Source organism: Streptomyces sp. B21-083 (genome assembly GCF_036898825.1).
In the GTDB taxonomy this organism is placed as follows: Bacteria; Actinomycetota; Actinomycetes; order Streptomycetales; family Streptomycetaceae; genus Streptomyces.
Map to the genome: position 1 here is coordinate 878,644 of NZ_JARUND010000001.1, position 21,315 is coordinate 899,958.

General features: G+C 70.4%; 19 protein-coding genes and 1 pseudogene. 5 read left to right on the forward strand and 15 right to left on the reverse strand.

Annotated elements, in window-relative coordinates:
* Positions 1 to 66: 66 nt before the first annotated feature.
* The 3 genes and pseudogenes from QA861_RS03945 to QA861_RS03955 form a co-directional block, all read right to left on the reverse strand.
* Positions 67 to 915: an AMP-binding enzyme gene (locus tag QA861_RS03945; protein ID WP_334590446.1), complete on the reverse strand. Its 849-nt coding sequence runs from the start codon at positions 913 to 915 to the stop codon at positions 67 to 69.
* Between the two features lie 70 nt (positions 916 to 985).
* Positions 986 to 1,315 (reverse strand): annotated as a pseudogene (locus tag QA861_RS03950) (hypothetical protein); the annotation flags it as partial.
* Between the two features lie 144 nt (positions 1,316 to 1,459).
* Complete coding sequence (locus QA861_RS03955; protein ID WP_334586784.1) at positions 1,460 to 2,077, reverse strand: TetR/AcrR family transcriptional regulator; 618 nt, start codon at positions 2,075 to 2,077, stop codon at positions 1,460 to 1,462.
* Between the two features lie 119 nt (positions 2,078 to 2,196).
* Here QA861_RS03955 and QA861_RS03960 point away from each other — a divergent pair, with 119 nt between their 5' ends.
* From QA861_RS03960 to QA861_RS03970, 3 genes are read left to right on the forward strand one after another with little or no spacing between them, the layout of a single operon-like run.
* Entirely contained in the window at positions 2,197 to 3,318 is a 1,122-nt protein-coding gene (locus QA861_RS03960; RefSeq protein WP_334586785.1) for an aminomethyl transferase family protein, read from the forward strand.
* A 19-nt stretch (positions 3,319 to 3,337) separates the two neighbouring features.
* A complete protein-coding gene (purU, locus tag QA861_RS03965) occupies positions 3,338 to 4,183 on the forward strand; it encodes a formyltetrahydrofolate deformylase (protein WP_334586786.1) in 846 nt (281 codons plus the stop codon).
* A 22-nt stretch (positions 4,184 to 4,205) separates the two neighbouring features.
* Positions 4,206 to 5,054, forward strand: a complete 849-nt coding sequence (locus QA861_RS03970; protein ID WP_334586787.1) for a bifunctional methylenetetrahydrofolate dehydrogenase/methenyltetrahydrofolate cyclohydrolase — start codon at positions 4,206 to 4,208, stop codon at positions 5,052 to 5,054.
* A gap of 483 nt (positions 5,055 to 5,537) precedes the next feature.
* Here the strand turns inward: QA861_RS03970 and QA861_RS03975 are convergent, their stop codons facing one another.
* From QA861_RS03975 to QA861_RS04030, 12 genes are all read right to left on the reverse strand, one after another.
* Positions 5,538 to 6,260 carry a gamma-glutamyl-gamma-aminobutyrate hydrolase family protein gene (locus QA861_RS03975; protein ID WP_334586788.1) on the reverse strand — a complete coding sequence of 241 codons (723 nt, stop codon included), beginning with the start codon at positions 6,258 to 6,260 and terminating at the stop codon, positions 5,538 to 5,540.
* The gene (locus QA861_RS03980) at positions 6,257 to 7,747 is read right to left on the reverse strand and encodes an aldehyde dehydrogenase (protein WP_334586789.1); all 1,491 of its coding nucleotides are present in this window, start codon (positions 7,745 to 7,747) and stop codon (positions 6,257 to 6,259) included. Before QA861_RS03980 ends, QA861_RS03975 begins: the two co-directional genes overlap by 4 nt.
* A gap of 703 nt (positions 7,748 to 8,450) precedes the next feature.
* On the reverse strand, positions 8,451 to 9,860 hold the full coding sequence (locus tag QA861_RS03985; RefSeq protein WP_443041438.1) for an APC family permease: 1,410 nt from the start codon (positions 9,858 to 9,860) through the stop codon (positions 8,451 to 8,453).
* Between the two features lie 316 nt (positions 9,861 to 10,176).
* Positions 10,177 to 10,389, reverse strand: coding sequence for a ferredoxin (locus tag QA861_RS03990; protein WP_334586791.1), 213 nt, complete (start codon positions 10,387 to 10,389; stop codon positions 10,177 to 10,179).
* Positions 10,390 to 10,448: 59 nt separating this feature from the next.
* Positions 10,449 to 11,630: a cytochrome P450 gene (locus tag QA861_RS03995; protein WP_334586792.1), complete on the reverse strand. Its 1,182-nt coding sequence runs from the start codon at positions 11,628 to 11,630 to the stop codon at positions 10,449 to 10,451.
* Between the two features lie 214 nt (positions 11,631 to 11,844).
* Positions 11,845 to 12,471, reverse strand: coding sequence for a TetR/AcrR family transcriptional regulator (locus QA861_RS04000; RefSeq protein ID WP_334586793.1), 627 nt, complete (start codon positions 12,469 to 12,471; stop codon positions 11,845 to 11,847).
* 131 nt (positions 12,472 to 12,602) lie between these two features.
* Positions 12,603 to 13,448 (reverse strand): fumarylacetoacetate hydrolase family protein, encoded by an 846-nt coding sequence (locus QA861_RS04005; protein ID WP_334586794.1) that lies wholly within the window; start codon positions 13,446 to 13,448, stop codon positions 12,603 to 12,605.
* 11 nt (positions 13,449 to 13,459) lie between these two features.
* Entirely contained in the window at positions 13,460 to 14,404 is a 945-nt protein-coding gene (locus tag QA861_RS04010) for a 3,4-dihydroxyphenylacetate 2,3-dioxygenase (protein WP_334586795.1), read from the reverse strand.
* Complete coding sequence (locus QA861_RS04015) at positions 14,397 to 15,860, reverse strand: aldehyde dehydrogenase (RefSeq protein ID WP_334586796.1); 1,464 nt, start codon at positions 15,858 to 15,860, stop codon at positions 14,397 to 14,399. The genes QA861_RS04010 and QA861_RS04015 overlap by 8 nt, the downstream gene beginning before the upstream one ends.
* A 35-nt stretch (positions 15,861 to 15,895) precedes the next feature.
* The gene (locus QA861_RS04020) at positions 15,896 to 16,702 is read right to left on the reverse strand and encodes an acetoacetate decarboxylase family protein (protein WP_334586797.1); all 807 of its coding nucleotides are present in this window, start codon (positions 16,700 to 16,702) and stop codon (positions 15,896 to 15,898) included.
* 13 nt (positions 16,703 to 16,715) lie between these two features.
* Positions 16,716 to 17,933, reverse strand: a complete 1,218-nt coding sequence (locus QA861_RS04025) for an NAD(P)/FAD-dependent oxidoreductase (protein ID WP_334586798.1) — start codon at positions 17,931 to 17,933, stop codon at positions 16,716 to 16,718.
* A gap of 2 nt (positions 17,934 to 17,935) precedes the next feature.
* Complete coding sequence (locus tag QA861_RS04030; protein WP_138044410.1) at positions 17,936 to 18,124, reverse strand: ferredoxin; 189 nt, start codon at positions 18,122 to 18,124, stop codon at positions 17,936 to 17,938.
* A 323-nt stretch (positions 18,125 to 18,447) separates the two neighbouring features.
* Here QA861_RS04030 and QA861_RS04035 point away from each other — a divergent pair, with 323 nt between their 5' ends.
* Both QA861_RS04035 and QA861_RS04040 read left to right on the forward strand, forming a co-directional pair.
* Entirely contained in the window at positions 18,448 to 19,797 is a 1,350-nt protein-coding gene (locus QA861_RS04035; RefSeq protein ID WP_334586799.1) for a glutamine synthetase family protein, read from the forward strand.
* A gap of 20 nt (positions 19,798 to 19,817) precedes the next feature.
* Complete coding sequence (locus QA861_RS04040) at positions 19,818 to 21,116, forward strand: cytochrome P450 (RefSeq protein ID WP_334586800.1); 1,299 nt, start codon at positions 19,818 to 19,820, stop codon at positions 21,114 to 21,116.
* Positions 21,117 to 21,315: the final 199 nt, after the last annotated feature.

Below are 21,315 nucleotides of genomic sequence, written 5' to 3' on the forward strand. Positions count from 1 at the left end.
CGCCCGAACCGCCCGGCCTCATGCAGCGGCCACTTCCGGGCGGGGGTCTGTGCGGCGGGGATGGACCTACCGCTCGCGCGAGGCGGTGGCCTGACCCCGTTTCCCTGGGGAGCGCCCGCCGCATGTGTCCAGAGGACGTCGACGCGGGCGTCGCATCTGCCGTGCTCTCCGCGAAGCCCGCCCCGGTCTCCGCGCTTTAGTCGGGTGCCGAAATCTGCCCTTTCGGCGAGCGGACAGCTGCGGCAGGAGACTCGGCTGCGCCCTGTCCTGAACTGAGCCCGTCCAGCAGGAGGTCCCCGAGTTTCGGAGAAGGCGTCGCCGGCGGTCAGGCCGGTCCTCTCCAGAAGGGCCCCTGACTGGACCGCGTCGATGGTGACTGCCACGACATGGGCGGCGAAATGCCCGTTGAGCGCGAGGAAGACGCCGGTCTGCACGCCCTCCTCGATCAGTTCGTGGACTCGTCGCGCCGCAGCGGCCGAATTTTTGCGGTTGATCTGTGCGGTCGGTTCGTAACCGACCATGTCGTCGTACATCGAGGGCGTTGCGGCGCTCGGTCGGTTGAGCAACAGCCACCGGACGGGGTCGCGTTGCTCGGCGAGCAGGGGTTCTGTGCCGGTCAAGGTGACTCCGGGGTGGTGGTGAGTTCGGTGCGTCGGCGTTTGCGCAGCAGGTAGCGCTGGGTCTTGCCGCTCGGGGTCTTGGGCAGGGCGTCGATGAAGTGGATGGTGCGCGGGGGTAGGCATGGGCGGAATGGGCGGCGTAGCGGGTCTTGACCAACTGCTGGAGCTCGGCGGCCAGTTCCGGCGAGCCGTCGGCGCCGTCGCGCAGGACGACGTACGCCTCGATGACCTCGCCGCGGACGTCGTCGGGTGCGCCGATGACACCCCGTCTTGAGCGGACAATTGAGCTCGGGATGGTGGTGGTCGGCCAGGGGCGTTCCGACTTCGGTCTGGCCGAAGTGGTCGTGCACGGCCAGGCCGAGCGCGGCGCCGGCCCACTCGTTGACCTCCGGGGTCAACGGCTCACCCGCGCTGGACGCCCGCTCCAGCCGCAGCCCCTGTGGCACCGGCACCGGCACCGGCACCGGCACCGGCGATGCGCGCAGCCCCCGGTACACGGTCGGGGCGGCGGTGAAGTCGGTGACCTGGTCGTCGACGAGGGTGCGCCAGGTCGTATCGGCGGAGAACCCGCCGGACAGCAGCAGGCTGGGGACGCCGGCGGCCATCGGAGCGACGATCGCGGATACAGCCCGTAGGCCCAGCCGGGGTCGGCGGCGCACCAGTAGCTGCTGATCGTCACGGCGGACGAACCGCATGCCGCCGTGCCGACCGCGCTCGCGCCCCCGGCTGTCAGGGCTTCGTAGGGAGTTCGTCCTGGGGCGGCGTCCCGTGTCATGAGTGCCGATGAGACCTGTCGTCGCCGGTACTGATGTCCGTGGTACGAGGGTCTTCCCGCTCGTTCAATCTGCCGTTGGCACCGACGACGAGGCCTGCTCTCGCTGTGCCTCCAGCAGGCGGCGCAGCGCCCGGACACCCTCCTCGGTACGCCGCGAATCACCGGAAGTGACCTGGTGGAACACCAGTCCTTCCAAGGCTGCGAAGACTATGTCGACCAGCTCCTCGGACAGGGCGAAGCAGGCCAGCGCCTCCCGGACGGCGTCGCGGTAGGTCTGGTAGAGCGCGTCGGCATGGTGCCGCAGTTCTGGGCTGCGGATCGCTTCGAGCTTCAGCTCGTACTGGAATGCCTGCAGGTCGGGATCGGCACTGACGAGGCCGGGCAGGGTCGCGGCGAAGTCCTCCAGCCTGCCGCTCACGGGGACCAGCGACGATGTCTTGATGCTGTGCCGGACGACCCATTGCAGGGCTTGTTCCAGCAAGGCATCCCGGGAACCGAAATGGTGGGCGACCAGCCCATGGGTCACTCCTGCTTCGGCGGCGACAGACCGGTAGGTCAGTTTCCGCAGGCCGCCGCGGGCGACGACCTTGACGGCCGCTGCCAGCAGGGCGTCACGCCCTTCGCCGTATCCGGGCCGGGCGTCCTGGCCGGTCTCGTCGTCCGCCTCTGCCGCGCTCGTCACCGCTCGTCCTCCTGATGTCCGTATGCGTGCACCGCCACCACAACTATCCTATTGACAAGTTATCCATGTGGATAGATTCTCGCTGTACCGCATTCCCTCCCCTCTCTGGAGCTCGCCCCATGGCCCTGCCCGAAGGACTGCGCAGCACCCCCTTCTCCACGCGGTACGCCGACCGCGTCGAGGAGTGGATCGACGTCTACGGCCATGCCGTGCCGCTGACCATCAGCGACCCGGCCGAGGAGTACGAGGCCATCCGCACCGCTGTGGGCGCGTCCGAGTACTCGATGCTCTACAAGTGGCACGTCGAGGGGGCCGGCGCGGTCGCGACCGTGGACGCCGTCTTCTCGCGCAGCGTGCGCGGCCTCGGCGCCGGACGCGTCGCCTACGGTGTGGTCGTCGACGCCGACGGCATGATGCTCGACGACGTGACGGTGGCCGTCCTCGCGCCCGGCCACGTCGCCGTCACCGGCGGCAACCCCGCCACCCAGGAGGCGCTGGCCGCGCACGCTCCCGCGGGCACCACCGTCACCGAGCGCCGCGACGAGTTCGCCGTGCTGACCCTTCAGGGGCCGCGCAGCCGCGAGGTGCTCCAGCGCCTCACCAAGGTCGACGTCTCGGGCGCCGCCCTCCCCTATTACACGTTCCTGCGGGAAGCCTTCGTCGCGGGCATACCCGCGCAGGTCAACCGTCTCGGCTTCACCGCCGAGCTCGGCTACGAGATCCAGGTTCCCCGGGAGCGGGCGCTGGAGCTGTGGGACGCCGTCTTCGAGGCGGGCCAGGACCTGGGCGTCAGGGCCTTCGGCGCGGCCGCGTTGATGATGTGCCGCACCGAGGCCGGAATGATCATGGGCGAGCTGGAGTACGACCACACCGTCACTCCCTTCGAGTGCCGCATGGGCTGGGCCCTGGACTTCGACAAAGGCCCCTTCCAGGGGCGGGACGCTCTGCTGGCCAGGAAGGACAGCGTGACGGGCCGCGTCGTCAGCGTCGTCGTGGACGCCGCTCCCGAGGTGGCCGAAGGCGCCCGGCTGGAGCTGGACGGCCGGGACATCGGCTACGTGACGATGGCCGTGCCCTCCCCCGCGCTCGACGGCGCCACCCTGGGCCTGGCCCGGGTGCACCGCGACGCCGTGAAGGCCGGCACCGCCCTCACCGCCGTCGCCGCCGACGGTTCCAAGGCCGACGCGACGGTCCGGCCCACGCCCGTGTACGACCCCGACCGCACCCGCGTACGGGCCTGAGCGGACCGGAGATCCCGCCATGCAGCGCTACATCCTCACCCTCCGCTGCCCCGACCAGCCGGGCATCGTCCACGCACTGGCCGGGGGCGTCGCCGAGGCCAAGGGCAACATCCTGGAGAGCGGCCAGTTCTCCGATCCGGGCACCGGAATCTTCACCATCCGCGTGTGTCTGGAGACCCCCGAAACCGACACCGAGGGCCTGCGGGACGCACTCACCCTGCGCCTGGCGCGCTTCGACCCCGTGCTGACCCTGCGGGCCGAGGAGCAGCGCCGCCGGGTACTGCTGATGGTCTCCAGGTTCGACCACTGCCTGGTCGACCTGCTCTACCGCTGGGACCTGGGCGAGCTGCCCGTCGACATCCCGCTGATCGTCTCCAACCACCCCGACCTGGCACCCGTCGCGGAACGCCACAACATCCCGTTCCTCCACCTCCCGGTCACGCGTGACACCAAGCCGGAGGCGGAGGCGGAACTGCTGCGGCTGGTCGCCGAGCACCAGGTCGACTTCGTCGTCCTCGCCCGGTACATGCAGGTCCTCTCCGACGACCTGTGCCGCAAACTGTCGGGCCGGGTCATCAACATCCACCACTCCTTCCTGCCGGGCTTCAAGGGCGCCAAGCCCTACCACCAGGCCCACGACCGGGGCGTCAAACTCATCGGCGCCACCGCCCACTTCGTCACCGTCGACCTGGACGAGGGGCCGATCATCGAGCAGGACGTCGTCCGCGTCGGGCACCGGCACACAGCGCCGGAGCTGGTCGCCATCGGCCGGGACGTCGAGCGGATCGTGCTCGCGCGGGCCGTGCGGCTGCACGCGGAGGACCGCGTCGTCCACACCGGCTCGCGCACCGTCGTGTTCTCGTGACACCGGAGAGGCTGGTACGACCATGACCACCGCGACGCTGCTCGACGGCAAGGCCGCGGCAGCCGAGATCAAGAGTGAACTCGCCGCCCGGGTGGAGGCGTTGGCAAGCCGGGGCGTCAGCCCCGGGCTCGGCACCATCCTCGTCGGCGAGGACCCGGGCAGTCACTCCTACGTGCGCGGCAAGCACCGCGACTGCGCCCAGGTCGGCATCGCGTCGATCCGGGTGGAGCTTGCCGCCACCGCCTCCCAGTCCGACGTCGAGGCGGCCGTACTGCGGTTGAACGCGGACCCGGCCTGCACGGGATTCATCGTCCAGCTGCCGCTGCCGGCCCACATCGACACCCACGCCGTGCTGGAGCTCATCGACCCCGCCAAGGACGCCGACGGACTCCACCCGACGAATCTGGGACGTCTGGTGCTCGGCATCCCGGCCTCGCTGCCCTGCACCCCGCGCGGCATCATCGACCTGCTGCGCCGCAACCAGGTCCCCATCACCGGCCGGCAGTTCTGTGTCATCGGCTGCGGCATCACGGTGGGCCGTCCCCTGGGCCTGATGCTGACCCGCACCACCGAGCATGCCACCGTCACGCTGTGCCACGAGGCCACCCGGGACGTCGCGGCCCACACCCGCGTCGCCGACGTGGTCGTGGCCGCGGCAGGGGTGGCCCATCTTGTCAGGCCGGACTGGATCAAGCCGGGCGCCACCGTCCTTTCCGTGGGCATCACCAGGACCGTGGAGGGCATCCTCGGCGACGTCCACCCCGACGTCGGAGAGGTGGCCGGCACGATGTCCCCGGCCACCGGCGGCGTCGGCCCGATGACCCGGGCCATGCTGCTGACCAACGTCGTCGAGGCCGCCGAGCGCGGGTGACGACAGCGGTGGGCTCCGGGGCCGGGGCGCTTCGACGGCCCGGCCCCGGAGCACTGCGCCGCAGCACACCCAGCACAGCGGCGAACCTTCCCACGACGGGTTCCGGCTACGGAAACGTGGCATCTCGCGGTCAGGCGGCGCCGACCCGCAGGGCGCCTGCGAGCGGACCCAGGCAGCCAGAACCGGCCGGCCTCGATCACAGGGCAGAGGCTCCCCACAGCGTGCGGTACCCGGCTCGGCAATCCGTCGAACTGTCGAACTGTCGAACTGTCGAACTGTCGAACAGCGAACCGTCGTGCGGTGGGTCGTGCGGCGAGTTCCGGTCCTTCGTGACGAGTGACCACCCCGGGCCCGAGGGAACCGGCTGCGCGCCGGCGAAGACGCCGCTCCATGACGCCGCCGGCCTGACGGATGTCCGCGCTGTCGAGTTCCGGAGCGACGCGGGGCGCTTGCCGTCCGCGTCCGAAGAGGGCCATGACAGGGTCAGTGTCTGTCCTGTGCGGCGCGGACGAGGGCGTCGAAGAGTCCCTGCTGGGCGGGGTCCTGGTGGGCCGTGTCCTCGGGGTGCCACTGGACGGCGGTGAACCATGCCTGCGAGCCGGGAAGTTCGAGTCCTTCCACAGTGTCGTCGTCGGCCCTCGCGGTGACTGCCAGTCCGGCACCGGCGCTGTCCACCCGCTGGTGGTGGTAGCAGGAGGCGTCCACCTTCTCGGCGCCGGCTGCCTGTTCGAGCAGGGTGCCACGACGGATCGCCACCGAGTGCACGACGTGGCGGTGTTCGCGTTCCGGTCCGCCCATGTCCTGCTCCAGGGTGCCGCCGAGGGCGACGTTCACGACCTGCAGACCGCGGCAGATCGCGAGCAGCGGCAGGCCCGACTCCAGTGCGTGGCGGGCGACTTCGAGGTCGAAGGCGTCCTGGACGGCGTCGACGTCGTAGACACTGTCGTGGGTGTCGGCCGCGCCGTAGCGATATGGGGCGAGGTCACCGCCGCCGGGGAGCAGGACCCCGTCGAAGCGGGCCAGGCGTGCGGCCACGCCATGGTGGGCCGGGTCGGCCGGGTGGATGGTCGCCGGTTCGCCGCCGGCCCGCCAGACCGCCTCGATCAGGGCGCGGGCGTTGACCTCGGCGGCGTAGCGCAGGGCGGAGGTGGTGGCGGAGAACCGGGCGGGGATCGCGATGAGCGGTCTTGTCGCGGTACGGGTCACAGCTGGATCCAGGTGGTCTTGAGCTCGGTGTACTTCTCCAGGGCGTGGGCGGACTTGTCCCGGCCGTTGCCGGACTGCTTCATGCCGCCGAAGGGGACGGTCAGGTCGCCCTCCTCGTAGCAGTTGACCCAGACCGTGCCTGCCTTCAGCGCCCGTGAGACCTGGTGGGCGGTGGACAGGTTCGAGGTCCACAGGCCGGCGGCGAGGCCGTACTCGGTGGCGTTGGCCAGGCGCACCGCCTCGTCGAGGTCGTCGAAGGTGAGCACGGACAGGACGGGCCCGAAGATCTCCTCACGGGACAACCGCATGCCCGGTTCCACGCGGTCGAAGACGGTGGGCCGCAGGAAGCTGCCGCCGCTCTCGGCCAGCGTGCGGCCGCCGCCGACACGCAGCCGGGCGCCTTCGTCGAGGCCGGTGGCGATGTGTCCGAGGACGCGCTCCAGGTGGCTCTCGCCGACCAGGGCGCCCATCTCGGTCGCGGGGTCGAGGGGGTCACCGACGCGCAGTTCCCGGGCCCGGGCCACGATCGCCTCGGTGACGCGTTCGGCGACGGAGGAGTGCACCAGCAGCCGGGACGGGGCGGTGCACATCTCGCCCTGGTTGAAGAAGATGCCCCAGGCGGCGGTGGCGGCGGCCTTCTCCAGGTCGGGGGCGTCGGGAAGGATGATGTTCGGGGACTTGCCACCGAGTTCGAGCCAGACGCGCTTGAGGTTGGAGTCGGCGGCGTAGTGCAGGAAGTGGCGGCCGACGGCGGTGGAGCCGGTGAAGGCCAGCACGTCGACGTCGGAGTGCGTGCCGAGGGCGCGCCCTGCCACCGGCCCGTTGCCGTTGACCACGTTCAGCACGCCTGGAGGCAGCCCGGCCTCGGTGGCGATCCGGCCGAGCAGCAGCGCGGACAGCGGCGAGTTCTCGGACGGCTTCAGTACGACCGTGCAGCCGGCTGCCAGCGCCGGGGCAACCTTCCAGGAGGCCAGCGTGAGGGGGAAGTTCCATGGCACGACCGCGCCGACCACACCGGCCGGTTCCCGGGTGACCAGGGCAAGGGCGTCGGGGGCGGTGTGCGGCGACTCGTCGGTGAGCTTGTCGGCCAACTGCCCGTACCAGCGGAAGGTGTTGATGGCGGCGCGCAGTTCGATGCCGTACGCGTCCGCGATCGGCTTGCCCATCTCCAGGCTCACCGTCAGTGCCAGTTCCGCACGGCGTTCCTCGAGGAGGTCGGCGATGCGCAGCAGTACCCGGCCGCGCTCGACGGGCGGCAGGTGCGGCCAGGGGCCGGAGTCGAAGGCGCGTCGCGCGGCGGCCACTGCCGCGTTCACCTCCGCGACGCCCCCGTCGGCGACCTGCGCCAGCACCTGACCGTCACGGGGCGAGACGACCGAGTAACTCGGTCCCCCGCCGGGGTTGTCGGCCCCGTCGATGTGATGGGCGCCGGACAGGTCCAGGGACTTGGCGCGGCGCGCCCACTCCTCGTGCGTGACGTCCGTCATGAGAGAGCCTCCAACAAGAATATTTGATATCAAACGATATGGTGGGCGGTCGGCCGCCACAAGGGCTCACGAGAATCGGTCCGGCCTGCCGCGGGGCCCGGAAAGGAACGCTTGGCGTGCGCGCGGCAGCTGCGGGGGCGGTTTCCCGACGCCGACGACCGGGAGGTCATGTCGCTCGGCGGGCCGTGACCGGTACGACGAGGCCGCGGTCGAGGCTGGACCGGCGGCGAGCTCGCCCTGCCGCATAAGCGGTGTCACCTCGGCGTCCCGATTCTCGGCGTCCGCTTCGACGCCCAGGCGCTGGCCACCGTCCTCGGCGGCGGCCGAGCTTCCGCGCGCCCCGAGATCGGCTGGTACAACCGGTGCGTCCTGCTTGCGGACGCCACGGAGGTAGCCCGCGACGCCGTGGGCGCGCGGGCCTTCCGCGCGGGACGCTCCTTCGGGGTGCGGTTCCATCCGGAGAATCGCCACGGCAGCGATCCGCGCTTACGCCCGGCCGCACCATGGAGCCGACGGCACGCGACAACGCCCGCCGCCTGGGCGACGGCTTCCTCGATCCAGTGGCGAACGCGTCCGGCCGGACGGCGTGCGCTGCGTTCTTCGCCCGGCCATGTGATTCCTCCGCAAACCGCCGTCCGCCGTCCGCCGTCGGATGGAACTACGGTGCGGCCCGGCCGGAACCGGGCCGCACCGGGTGGCCGCGTCAGCTCTGCGCCGTAGCCCTGCTGCGGGTCAGCCGGCCGGCGACCACCCCGATGACCAGCACCGCGGGGACGCTGAGCTGGAGCCAGACCGCGGTGACCTTGTCGCCGCCGATGAGCGTGGTGAAGTTCTCGATGATGAGCCAGATGGCGCCGGCGATGCCGAGCGCGCCCAGAACTGGGGCGATCAGCGTGTTCCAGGGGCGGGTGTCGGCGCGCGACCGGCGGAAGTAGACCACCACGGAGGCGGAGGTCAGGAAGTACAGGAGCATGATGCCCAGCACCGCGACGCCACTGAACCAGGAGAAGAGCGTCAGCACCGGGTCCTTGCCCAGTACGGCGAACGGTATGACGAGCACGATCGAGATCGCGGTCTGGACGATGCCTGCCACCCAGGGCGAGTGGCGGCGGTTGATGGCGGTCAGCTTGTGCGGCAGGAGCCCTTCGCGGCCGAGGGAGAACAGGTAGCGGTTGGCGGAGTTGTGGAAGGCCAGGATGCCGGCGAAGAGGGAGGTGGCCAGCAGGATCGGCAGCACGTCGCCCGTCCAGCCGCCGAACTGGGCGGCGATCGGCGCGAAGACGAAGGCCGCGGCGTCTCCGCTTTCCAGCGCCTTGCCCGCCTCGCCGGCGGCCTGGGACGCGCCGTGCGCGGAGATCAGCATCCATGAGGTGAAGGCGAAGAAGCCGGTGATCACGGCGACCGACAGGTAGGTGGCCCGGGGGACGGTCTTGCGCGGTTCGCGGGCCTCCTCACCGTAGATGGCGGTGGCTTCGAAACCGAACATCGACGCGACGGCGAACATCAGCGCCACCCCCGGAGCGCCCTGGAACACGGCCGACGGCGAGAAGCTGTCACCGAAGCCGAGCCCCTCGGGCCCGCCGCCTTTGAAGAAGGTGACGAGGGCGAAGACGATCAGGATGCTGAACTCCGCCAGCACGAACACGGCGAGGATCTTGGCGCCCATCTCGATGCCCGAGGCGCCCAGGCCCTGGACGATCACCATCGTGACCAGGGCCCACACCCACCACCCCACGCGGGCGCCGCTGTAGTGCTCGACCAGGCCGCTGACGGTGGCGCCGTACAGCCCGTACATGGCGGCCTGGACCGCGCAGTAGGCGAAGAGGGCGACGCCCGCGCTGCCGGAGCCGGTCTGCCGGCCCAGCCCCTTGCCGATGTAGGTGTAGAAGGCGCCGGCGTCCACGACGTGACGGCCCATGGCGACAAAGCCGACGGAGAACAGCAGGATGACGACACCGGCCGCCAGGTACGCGGCGGGAGCGCCGGCTCCGTTGCCGATGGCGACGGCGATGGGCACGGCGCCGGCGATGCCGGTCAGCGGCGCCTGCGCCGACAGGACGAAGAAGAGGATGCCCAGAACGCCGAGTGAGTTGGGCTTGAGACTGCCTGCCATAGGGGAATCCTGCGCGGTCCGCGTCGCGACCGCTGTCTGATTGTCCACTCGAGATCACCTGCTGGGAACGGGGAAGGGTGATTTTTCGTTTCGGGCCAAATGAGTTGCCTCATGGTGGGCCGGAGCTATCCGTTTGACAAGGGGTCTGGGCGAGGATTTTCGACTGGTCGCCGGTTCCTTACAGGCCCGTAACCCACCAGGTGGGGCAGATGGGCGCCGCGCCGGTCGCGACGACCGGCTTCGGAATGACGGTCAGGTCGCCGGCGTCGCCCTTCTGCGGGGGCCGGGCGATGAGCGGCGACAGGCTGTCGGCTGTCTACTCGTGGACGGAGATGGCCTGGAGCGGGCAGACGTCGGCGGCCTCGTGCAGTTCGTCCGCGCTCGCCCGGCCCACCTCGGCCTCGTACACGTCGGTGGCTTCGGCCCGCAGGGCCAGGCGGCCCTGGTCGTCGAGGGCGAAGAGGCCGGGAGCGGCGTACACGCACTGTCCGTGGTCCTGGCACTTCTCTAGGTCGACTTCGACGCGCATGCGATGTGCTCCTTGTGCCGGTTTTCGTGCGATACGGGAAGCGCGGGCGGTCCGGTGGGTCAGCGCAGCCGGATCGGCAGCCGGGCGATGCTGCGCAGGAACTCGGTGTGGGTGAAGGCGGGCTCGCCGGCGAGTTCGATCGTGCTGAAGCGGTTCACCAGCGAGGTGAAGACCACGTCGGCCTCCGCGCGGGCGAGGACCTGGCCCGCGCAGCCGTGCTGGCCCGAGCCGAAGGCCAGGTGCTGGCCGGCCGCGACGGGGCGGGTGTGGTCGAAGCGGTCCGGGTCCGGGAAGACCTCCGGGTCGCGGTTGGCGGACCCGATCAGCAGGACCAGGACCTCGCCGGCGGGCACGGTCGTGTCACCGATGGCCGTCTCCTGGGTGGTGAGCCGGGCGACCATCTGCTCGGGTGTCTCGATGCGCAGGATCTCGTTGATGAAGCCGGGCCTCGCCTCGGGCCGGTCGCGGTAGATCCCGATGTACTCGGGGTGCTCCGCCATGTGCCGGACGCCCTGGACGATCAGGTGCTTGATGTCGAGGTGGCCGACGGCGAAGAAGAGCAGGATGGTCCGGACGACCTCGTTCTCGCTCATCCTCCCCTCGTCCTGAGCGGCGAGGAAGGCGTCGATCAGGCCGTCGCCGGGGTCGGCGCGCTTGTGGGCGATCAGGCCGCGGACGTGTTCCTCGTACCACTCGAAGGCCTCGCCGCTGATCCGCCAGTCGTCCTCGTCCGATCCGGGGCCCAGGCTCAGCCCGATGTCGTAGGTGTACTTCTGGATCTCCAGCATCTTGGCGGGCTCGATGCCGAAGACATGACAGATCGTGTCGAACGTGGAGCGCAGCGCGAGGTCGCTCACCGCGTCGAGGGTGCCGTCGCCTGTCGCCGCCTCGTCGAGGACGGCGTCCACGGAGGCCTGCATGACCTTGGCCCATTTTTCGACGGCCTTCGGCGTGAACCAGCGGTTGGTGACGCGGCGCAGCCGCGTGTGGTCCGGGGCGTCCTGGCCGAGCATCGTGTCGTGCAGGGGATCGGCCACGCCGAAGTCGAGCTTGCGGACGCTGAGAGTGGGATTGCGGATCAGCTTGGCGACGTCCTCGTAGCGGGACACGACGCAGACGCCCGTCGGGTGCCGGTAGACAGGCGCCTCCCTGCGGAGCCGGGCGTAGTACGGGGCGGGGTCGGCGCGGTAGTCGGCGGCGCGGAACGGGAGAAGGTCTGCTGCGGGAGCCTCGGTGGTCATGGGGATCTCCTCGGGTGCGTGGCGGTCTCGGACCAGCCGGTGCCATGCGGCGAGAATTATCCAATCGGACAGTTTCGTCAATGCTTCCGGCCCGCGTAATCGATTCTTTACTCGTGCGGAGTCAAACGAACGCCTGAAGGCTGAACGATGAAGGCCCTGGACGCCGGGGCGTCCAGGGCCTTGCAGAGGGGCTTTGCAGGGGGTGGTCAGACGGTCATGGCCGGTCCTCGGGCGGGTCGGCGCCGTCGCCGGCGAGGAGCCTCAGCAGGGAACGCAGTTCGTCCAGCGCCGCGTCCGTGACGTCCGGTTCGCCGAGGACGAGCTGGTGCAGCACGAGGCCGTCCAGCGCGGCGAAGATCAGCCGCGCCAGCGCCCGGTTGGCGCCGGCGGGCACCATGCGGGACAGCTCGCGCTCGGTGGCGTCGAAGTACTCGTCGTACAGGGCGCGAATCTGCGGCAGCAGCTCCGGCCTGCGCGTCGACTCCAGCAGCAGCTCGTACTGGAACATCTGGGTGCCCGGTGCCGCCGTGACCATGTCGGACAGCCCGGTGGAGAAGTCCGCGACCTTGCCGGTGCCGGGTTCGAGGGCGCTGGTGCTCAGCGAGGTGCGGATCGTGTGGGCGAGTGCCTCCTCGATCAGCGCGTCGCGCGAACCGAAGTGGTGCACGACGAGCCCGTGGGTGACGCCCGCCTCCTCCGCGACGGCCCGGTAGGTCAGCTTGCGCAGCCCGCCGCGCGCCACCACGCGCACGGCGGCGTTGAGCAGGGCCTCGCGCCCCTCCCCGTAGTTCAGGCGTTTGCGCGACCCCCTGCTCTGGGAGGTGTCCGCGGAATCGGTCATGGCTGTGACCCTACCCAGCGCTTCGGTGCGGCAGCATCGCCGGCCGGGAGGGAGACGGCGGTCCGCGATGTGGTGCGTGCCGCGCCGGGCGGAGCAGTGGGCCGCCCGGTGCGGCACGGGCTCTCGAGCGGTCAACGCCGGGGCGCGCGGATGCCGCGGAACTCCCAGTCGCCGCCGAGTGCGGTGGACAGCACCTCCTCGGACTCGGTGGGCTGGGCGCCGACGTCGGCGCGGATGGACGTGGGGCCGGTGACGATGTGGTTGGTCAGTTTGCCGAGGCCCTCCACCTCGACCTCGACCACGTCGCCGGGCTGTACGGGACGGGAGTTGGCCGGGGTGCCGGACAGCAGGACATCACCCGGGTGGAGGGTGATGGTGCGGGCGATGTCGGCGACGAGGTAGTGCATGTCCCACTGCATCTCGTCGGTCGAACCGTCCTGCACGACCTGGCCGTTGACGTACGTACGCAGGTACTTGCCGTGGAAGTCCCAGTCGGTGACCAGGCCGGGGCCGAGCGGGCAGAGGGTGTCGGAGCCCTTGACGCGGAGCATGGAGCCGGCGTCGGTGTCGCGGAAGTCGTGCAGGCCGTAGTCGTTGGCGATGGTGTAGCCCGCGATGTACTCCCCCGCCTGGGAAGGGGAGATGTTCCGTGCGGTCCTGCCGATGACGATGGCGACCTCACCCTCGTAGTTGAGCCACTTGCAGCCCTCGGGGCGGACGATGGCGCCCTGGTGGGAGTTGAGGGCCGAGGTCGGCTTGTGGAAGTACGTGGGCGTGCCGGGCAGATCGATCCCGAACTCGTCCACGCGGCTGCGGTGGTTGAGATGGACGGCGATCACCTTCGACGGCACCACCGGGGGCAGGTGCTGTGCTTCCTCGGTCTTGACGCGGCGGCCGTCCCCGGCGACGAGTTCGTCCCCCTCGACGGTGACCTGGACGGCGGAACCGTCCAGGAGGATGCGGCGGTACTCGGGCATGGCAGGGGCTCCTAGATACGACTGGGCGGGGTGCGCGGGGACGGGGCGGCAGGCCGGCCGGTGCCGGTCCAGCCCTCGGCCGGGCGGTCGAACCAGAGGTGGACCTGTCCGGTGCCGATGGAGTTCTCGTACTCGCCGTACTGGCGGGCCTTGGCGATACAGGCCTGCCCGCCGAGGGCGCCGGCCATCATCAGGTAGTGGAAGAACTTCGCCTCGGGCTTGACCTTCCAGAACTCGTCCATGGTGTCGAGGACCTTGTCGTGGCGGCCCTCCTTGAACCAGGCGATGCGTTCGTGGTCCGCCTCGCGGGCCTCGGGCGTGCGGATGTGCACGGGGTCGCCGGCCTCGTGGTCGCGCAGCTCGCGCAGCGGCCAGAAGGTGTGCGAGAGGGCGCCGGAGGCGATGAGCAGGACGCGGCGGCCGGGCGTGGCGGCGATGCCGTCCGCGAGTGCGCGGCCGAGGCGCAGGTGGTCCTCCATGTCGCCGGTCTGGCAGACGCCGATGGTCACCCACCGCTTGTCGGGCAGGCCCTCGCCGAGGAACTTCCAGAGGTTGATGGTGGCGTAGTAGATCGGCAGGTACTCGTCGTCGATCGCGGTGATCCAGGTGCCGTGCTTGTCGGCGAACTTCTCGATGTTGGCGGCGAGTTCGGGGTCGCCGGGGAAGTCGTACGGCATCCGGCACATGCCGCGCGGCAGTTCCTCGGAGGTGAACAGGCCGGCGCGGCGCCGCTGGGCGGTGACGACGAACTCGACGGTGGTCGCCCAGTGCGAGTCGAGGACGACGACGGTGTCGTACTCGCCTGCGGCATCGCCTTCGAAGACGTCCTCCCGAAGCTGCCGCAGGCCGGTGACGAGGGTGATCTCCTTGCCCTCGTTCAGCTCCAGCCGGTCGGCCTCCGGGAGCACGATGGTCGGCACATGGGCGAGCAGGCCCGCCCCGACGATCTCACCCATGGTCCTTCCATCCCTTCGGGGCGGTGACGGTGTTCTTCAGGTCGCAGTAGAAGTCGAAGCTCCACGTTCCGCCCTCGCGACCGACGCCGGAGTGGCGGGAGCCGCCGAAGGGCGCCTGGAGATCGCGTACGAAGAAGCAGTTGACCCAGACCGTGCCCGCGACGAGCCGGGCGGTGACGCGTTCGGCGCGCTCCCGGTCGCCGGTGACGAGGGTGGCGGCCAGCCCGAAGCGGGTGTCGTTGGCGAGGCGGACGGCCTCGTCCTCGTCGGCGAAGGTCTGCAGGGTCAGGACCGGGCCGAAGACCTCCTCCTGCACGACCTCGGAGTCCTGGGCGACATCGGTCAGCAGCGTCGGAGCGTAGTACTGGCCGCCCTTGCGATGTCCGCCGAGCACCGCGCGTGCTCCGGCCGCGATCGCCCGCCGCACGAAGCCGTCGATCTTCTCCAGCTGGCGGGGGTGGATGTTGGGCCCGATGTCGGTCGCCACGTCTCGCGGGTCGCCCTGGACGAGCCGCCCGGCCTGCTCCACGAACCGGCGGGTGAACTCCTCCGCGACCGAATCCTCGACCAGGAACCGGGTGGCCGCCAGACACACCTGCCCGGCGTTGTCGTACTGCTCCACAGCGAGATCGACCGCGAGCTCCAGGTCGGCGTCCGCGAACACCAACAGCGGTGACTTGCCGCCCAGTTCGAGGCTGAGCGGGGTGAGGTTGGCGGCGGCCGACTCGGTGATCCGCTTCGCCGTGGGCACCGAACCCGTGAAGCTGATCCGGCGCACGTCCGGGTGCGAGGTGAGGGCGTCGCCGATCTCGGAGCCGTATCCATGGACGACGTTGAGGACGCCGGCGGGCAACCCGGCCTCGGCAGCGATGTCGGCGAGCAGCGAGGCGGTCAACGGGGTCCACTCGGCAGGTTTGAGGATCACCGTGTTGCCCGCCGCCAGCGCCGGCGCCACCTTCCACGTCGCCAGCATGAGCGGCGCGTTCCACGGGGTGATCAGCACGCAGGGGCCGGCCGGGTCCCAGCTGACCTGATTGGTGTGCCCGCGCGTGTCGAAGTCCTCGTGCTCCAACCGCAGCAACCAGTCCGCGAAGAAGCGGAAGTTGTGCGCCACACGAGGCATCACGCCCCGCCGGTGCGAGCGCAGCAGGGCGCCGTTGTCGGTGGTCTCGACGATCGCGAGCTCTTCGATCCGCTTCTCGACGCCGTCGGCGACGGCGTGCAGGAGGCGGGCGCGTTCGGCGCGGGGGGTGGCGGCCCAGCCGGGGAAGGCGGCCTTCGCCGCGGCCACGGCTGCGGCGGCCTCCATGGCCGTGCCTCGGGCGATCTCACCGAGGACGCTTCCGTCGATCGGCGAGACGTCGGTGAACGTCTCGGTGGAGGCGACGCGTTCGCCGCCGATCCAGTGGCGTGTGTCGACGGTGACCCCGGCGACGGTGGTGATGTGGTCGGTCATGTCCGGTCTCCAAGTCGTATCCGCGGTACAGGGCGTCACTGGGCGCCGGACGTGCCGGACTCCAGCAGTCGTCCGCCGTCCCACACCACGCCGACCTGCCGGTGGTACGCGGCGATCGGCTCCCGGATCTCCAGTCGGGCCAGCTCCTCGGTCGGGGCTTCGAAGAGCTCGAGTTCGGCGTCGCCGCGCCAGGCCTGCCCGGCCTCGAAGGAAGCGGCTCCGGTCTCGATCAGTTCGTCGAGTGCGAGGCCCTTGCCCTGCTCGATCGACGGCAGCCAGCGGTGGTGGGCCATGGGGTGGCTGTTGACGAAGCCGTTGGTCTCGGACGGTTCTCGCAGCGTGACCACGGCCTGGGCGAGACGCCGGTCCGCGGCGGCGAGCGTGGCACCGAAGCGGGCGCCGGCCTCGATCCGCGGCGCCGGACCGTAGGGGTGGGGGCGGGTCTGGTGGATGGAGCCGAGCTTCTTGGGGTAGCCCTGGTGCAGTCCGCGGGCGATGGCGAAGTCCTTGTCGACCCAGATGTACACGCAGCGCGAGTAGGTCTGCCCCCGGTACGCGCAGCGGACGACCGCGAAGGCCTCCTTGTACTGGGAGAGCACGGGATCGAGCAGCTCGTCGCCGGAGGCGGAGCAGGACTGCCAGTCGGCCCAGATCAGCGCGACGGCGCCGGGGTCCTCATCGGCGAGCTCCAGCGGCTCGGGCAGCAGTTCGCGCACCCGGGCGGGGTCGGTGCGGTACTCGACGGTGAGCAGGTCGCCGGAGTAGTGCCAGGGCGGGGAGGGGATCAGCGACGAGGCGCCGGTCGCCGTCTTGGGGTGGAGGTATCCGCGGACGGTGGTCATGGGCAGGGGTTCCTTAGGCGGTGAGGGCAGACTGCTGGAGCAGTTCGGCGCGGTAGCGGGCTGCGGCGGACGCGGCGGCCCGGCCACCGAGGGCCACTACCGCGACGAGGTGGCCGTCCCGGTGGTAGCCGACCAGGACATCGCCCTCCGGGTCGCCGTCGAGGACGCGTATGTCGTCCTTGCCGAGGACCGGCGCCCCGAAGGACTGCAGCCGGAAGTCGTGCTGGTCGCTCCAGAAGGCGGGCAGCGGCGCGAAGGGCGCCGACTCGGCTTTCTGACCGGCGAGGTGGGCGACCAGCGTCCTCGCGGCGTGCTTGGCGGTGTCGGTGGGAATGCACCAGTGCTCGACCCGGCGGGGCACGCCGTCGTAGCGGGCGTTGGGGAAGCGCGCCACATCGCCGACCGCGACCACCTCGGGGTGTCCGCCGACCCGCAACTGCTCGTCGGTGAGGACCCCGTCGGTCAGGTCGAGCCCGTTGCCCTCCAGCCATTCGGTGTTGGCGACCGAGCCCACCGATTCGATCACGATGTCGGCGGGGAGCACGGTGTCGTCGCTCAGTACGACGCCGGTGACGCGGTCCTCGCCCTCGAAACCGGCGACGCCCATGTTGAGCGCGAAGCGCACCCCTCGGTCCTCATGCCGCCTGAGCAGCGACCTGGCGAGGAGATCGCCGAGCGGGCCCACCATGGGCAACGGCAGCGGGTCGACGACGGTCACCTCGGCGACGCCGAGGGCGACGGCGGTCGCGGCCACCTCGCAGCCGATGAAACCGGCGCCCACCACGACCACCCGCACACCCGGCCGGGTCAGCTCCTCACGCAGTCCCTGGGCATCGGCAAGGGTACGCACCGTGTGGCGGCCGATCAGCGGGCCGGGACAGCGCAGTCGGCGGGGCCGCATGCCGGTGGCGACGACCAGTCCGTCGTACGGCAGTGCTTCACCGCCGTCGACTTCGACGATCCGCCGGCCGAGGTCGGCCGTGACGGCCTTGGTGCCCAGGCGCCACCGCACGTCGGAGACGCTCGCGCGGGGGCGGAAGGCCAGCGACTCGAACGGAGCCTTGCCCGCGAGGACCTCCTTGGACAGCGGAGGCCGGTTGTAGGGCATGTGGGGTTCGTCGCCGACGAGCGTGATGGCCCCGGTCCAGCCCGCCGCGCGCAGCTGTTCGGCGGCGCGCAGGCCGGCCATGGAGGCTCCGGCCACGACGACACCCGGACTCGTCGATGTCATGGTCAGGCCTCGATCCGGATGGCCTGCAGGGGGCAGACGTCGGCGGCTTCCTCGACCTCGTCGCGCAGTGCGTCGTCGGGATCGCTGACGTAGGCCAGACGCCCGTTGTCGTCGAGCTGGAAGACGTCGGGTGCCGCGAAGACGCACTGGCCGTGGTCCTGGCACTTGTTCATGTCGACGACGACCTTCATGGCCGGTCCTCCTGGTGATGAGGGCGACGAGGCGCCGGGCGGAAAGGGATACAGGGGCCCGGCCACCATCGACCGGGCCCCGGCCATGAGGTCCGGGAACGCCGGACCTCCACTCATTTGGCTTCAAACAACATAGGAAGCCGTTTCCCCCTGGTCAATACCTGTCCAGGTGGATAATTTTTTGGGTACGCCCCCTTGCGGCCCGGAGAGGCCACCCATACCGTTTGGCCTCAAACAACGAATCACGAGCCTGCCCGGCGTCCGTGCCCGCAACCCGCTCCTGCTTCGTACGCCGCTTATCCCAGCCGCCCGAGGAGACATCGGTGAGCGCATCCGCCACCCCAGAGGTCCGTCAGCACATGGAGCGGCTCGCCGCCCAGGGCATCGACGTCGTCCGGGTCGTCTACCCCGACCTCATCGGGACCGACCGTGCCCGCGACGTACTGCTCGACAGCCTGCCGACGGCCTGCGACCACGGGCTCGCCTTCTGCCGGGCCGTCTACCACACCAGCCCCCAGGGTGACGTCGTCCCGGTCAGCGGCGGACTGGACGCGGGCCTGCCCGACATCTCCGTACGGCCGGACCTCGACACACTCGTCGCGCTGCCCTGGGAACCGGGCGTCGCCGCCTGCCTCGGCGACGTGACCGACCCGGCCACCGGTGCACCCGCGCCCGAGTCACCGCGCGACCTGCTGCGCTCGGTCCTCGCCCGGTGTCAGGAGCACGGACTGCGCCCGGTCGTCGGCCCGGAGCTGGAGTACTTCCTGTGCGAGCCGGACCCGGCCGGCGGCTGGCGCCGGTACGCACGCGAGGCGGGCGCCGTCTACACCGCCGGCCTGCGCGCGGACCCCGACAACCATCTCCTGCGCACGCTGCGCATGCTCCGGGACCTCGACGTCGGCGCCACCAACGGCAACCACGAGTTCGACGGTGGCCAGTTCGAGATCAACGTCAACCATTCCGAGGCTCTGTCGGCCGCGGACCGCGCCTTCCGGCTCAAGTCCGCCGTCAAGGAGCTGGCCCGCAGAGAGGGCCGACTGGCCACCTTCATGGCCAAGCCGTTCAACGACGCCGGCGGCTCCGGCTTCCATCTGCACCTGTCCTGCGAGGACTCCGACAGCCGCAACACCTTCGACGACCCCTCGGAGGCGTACGGCCTGTCGGCCACCGCCCGCCACGCCGTCGCCGGCATCCTCACCCACGCCCCCGCCCTCGCCGCCCTCGCCAACCCGACGGTCAACTCCTACAAACGCTTCGGACCGGACACCCTCGCCCCCTGGCTGATCGACTGGGGCATGGACAACCGCAGCGCCATGGTCCGCATCCCGCCCGAGCGCGGCAGCGGAGCCCGCCTGGAACTGCGTCTGGGCGACGCCAGCGCCAACCCCTACCTGCTGATCGCCGCCACCCTGGCCGCCGCGCTGCTGGGCGTCACGGCCGGCGACGAGCCTCCGGCCCCGCTGGAGGGTTACGGCTACGACACCGCCAAGGCGTCCGTCCTGCCCATGAGCCTGTCCGCCGCCCTCGACGCCCTGGAGGCGGACACCGCGCTGAGCGAAGTGCTCGGCAAGGACTTCACCTCCTCGTTCCTCTCCTACAAGCGCAACGAGGTCGAACGCTTCCAACGGCACGTCACCGACTGGGAGTTCACCGAGTACGCCTACCACCTGTGACGCCGAGGAGCCCATACCCCATGACCACTGTGCCGCCCGCCCTCTCCGCGACCGATGCCGTGCGCGAGCCTTTGCCCCTGGACCAGGTCGACCTGGCCGACCTCGACAACTTCACCGACGGAGTGACCCCGTGGCGGATGTTCCACACCCTGCGCCACGAGGACCCGGTGCACTGGCAGCCCGAGGAGGCACCCAACTCCGGCTTCTGGGCGGTCACCCGGCACGCGGACATCGCCCGTGTCGACCGTGACGCGGAGACCTTCACCTCCACGAAGTTCGTCAACCTGGAAGAGGTCGACGAGGACCAGATCAAGAAGCGCGCCTCGATCCTGGAGCTGGACGGTGTCCGCCACCGGGCGCTGCGCAGCCTGATGCAGCGCCAGTTCGGCGCGAGCGTCATCAACAGCTACAGCGACTTCCTGCGCGGCCTGACCGCGAAGACACTCGACACGGCCCTCGCCAAGGGAACGTTCGACTTCGTCAAGGAGGTCTCCGCCGACTTCCCCATCAACGTCCTGGCCCGCCTCCTCGACGTCCCCCCGGAGGACAACCAGCAGCTCATCGACTGGGGCAACCGCATCATCGGCAACACCGACCCCGACTACGCGGACGTCCTGCTGCACAGCGCGGAGAGCGAGAAGTACCGCGACCTGCCCTTCCGCTCCCCCGCCTCCCTCGAAGTCTTCGCATACGGACGGGAGTTGGCCGGGCAGCGGCGCGGGGGCAACGGCACCGACCTGATCTCCAGGCTCGTCAACGAAACGCCGCGCGACGGCGTCCCGCTGTCCCCGCAGGACTTCGACAACTACTTCCTGCTCCTGGTCGTGGCCGGCAACGAGACCACTCGGCACACCATCACCCACTCCATGCTGGCCCTCCTCCAGCACCCCGAGCAACTGGCGCGCCTCAAGGACGACCCGTCGCTGATCCCCACGGCGGTCGAGGAGTTCCTGCGCTGGGCCTCCCCCGTCTACCACTTCCGCCGCACCGCGACCCGTGACGTCGAGCTGGGCGGCAAGCAGGTCAAGGAGGGTGACAAGGTCGTCATGTGGTACGCCTCCGGCAACCGTGACGAGGCCGTTTTCGGCAACCCCTACGACTTCGACGTCGCCCGCACCGACAACGACCACGTCACCTTCGGCAAGGGCAGCCCGCACCTGTGCCTGGGCAATCTGCTGGCCCGCACCGAGATCCGCATCATGTTCGAGGAACTGATCCCGCGCCTCGCGGACATCCGCCTGACCGGAGACGTCCCGCGCGTCCGCTCCAACTTCGTCAACGGCATCAAGCGGCTGCCGGTCGAGGTCACCCTCACCTGATCACAGCGACACATATGAGCGGCTGCGGTGAAACTCGGCGACATCGTGGCTGGAGAATCCACTGGTACGCCAACCACCACGGCATCGTGCAGGTCCGCGAGGTCCGGGCGAAGGGGGTCCGGTTCGGCGAGATGAAGGGTCCGACGGCGCCCCGCTCCGCGCACCGTCGCTGCCCGGGACGCCGCTGAAGCCGCGCGGA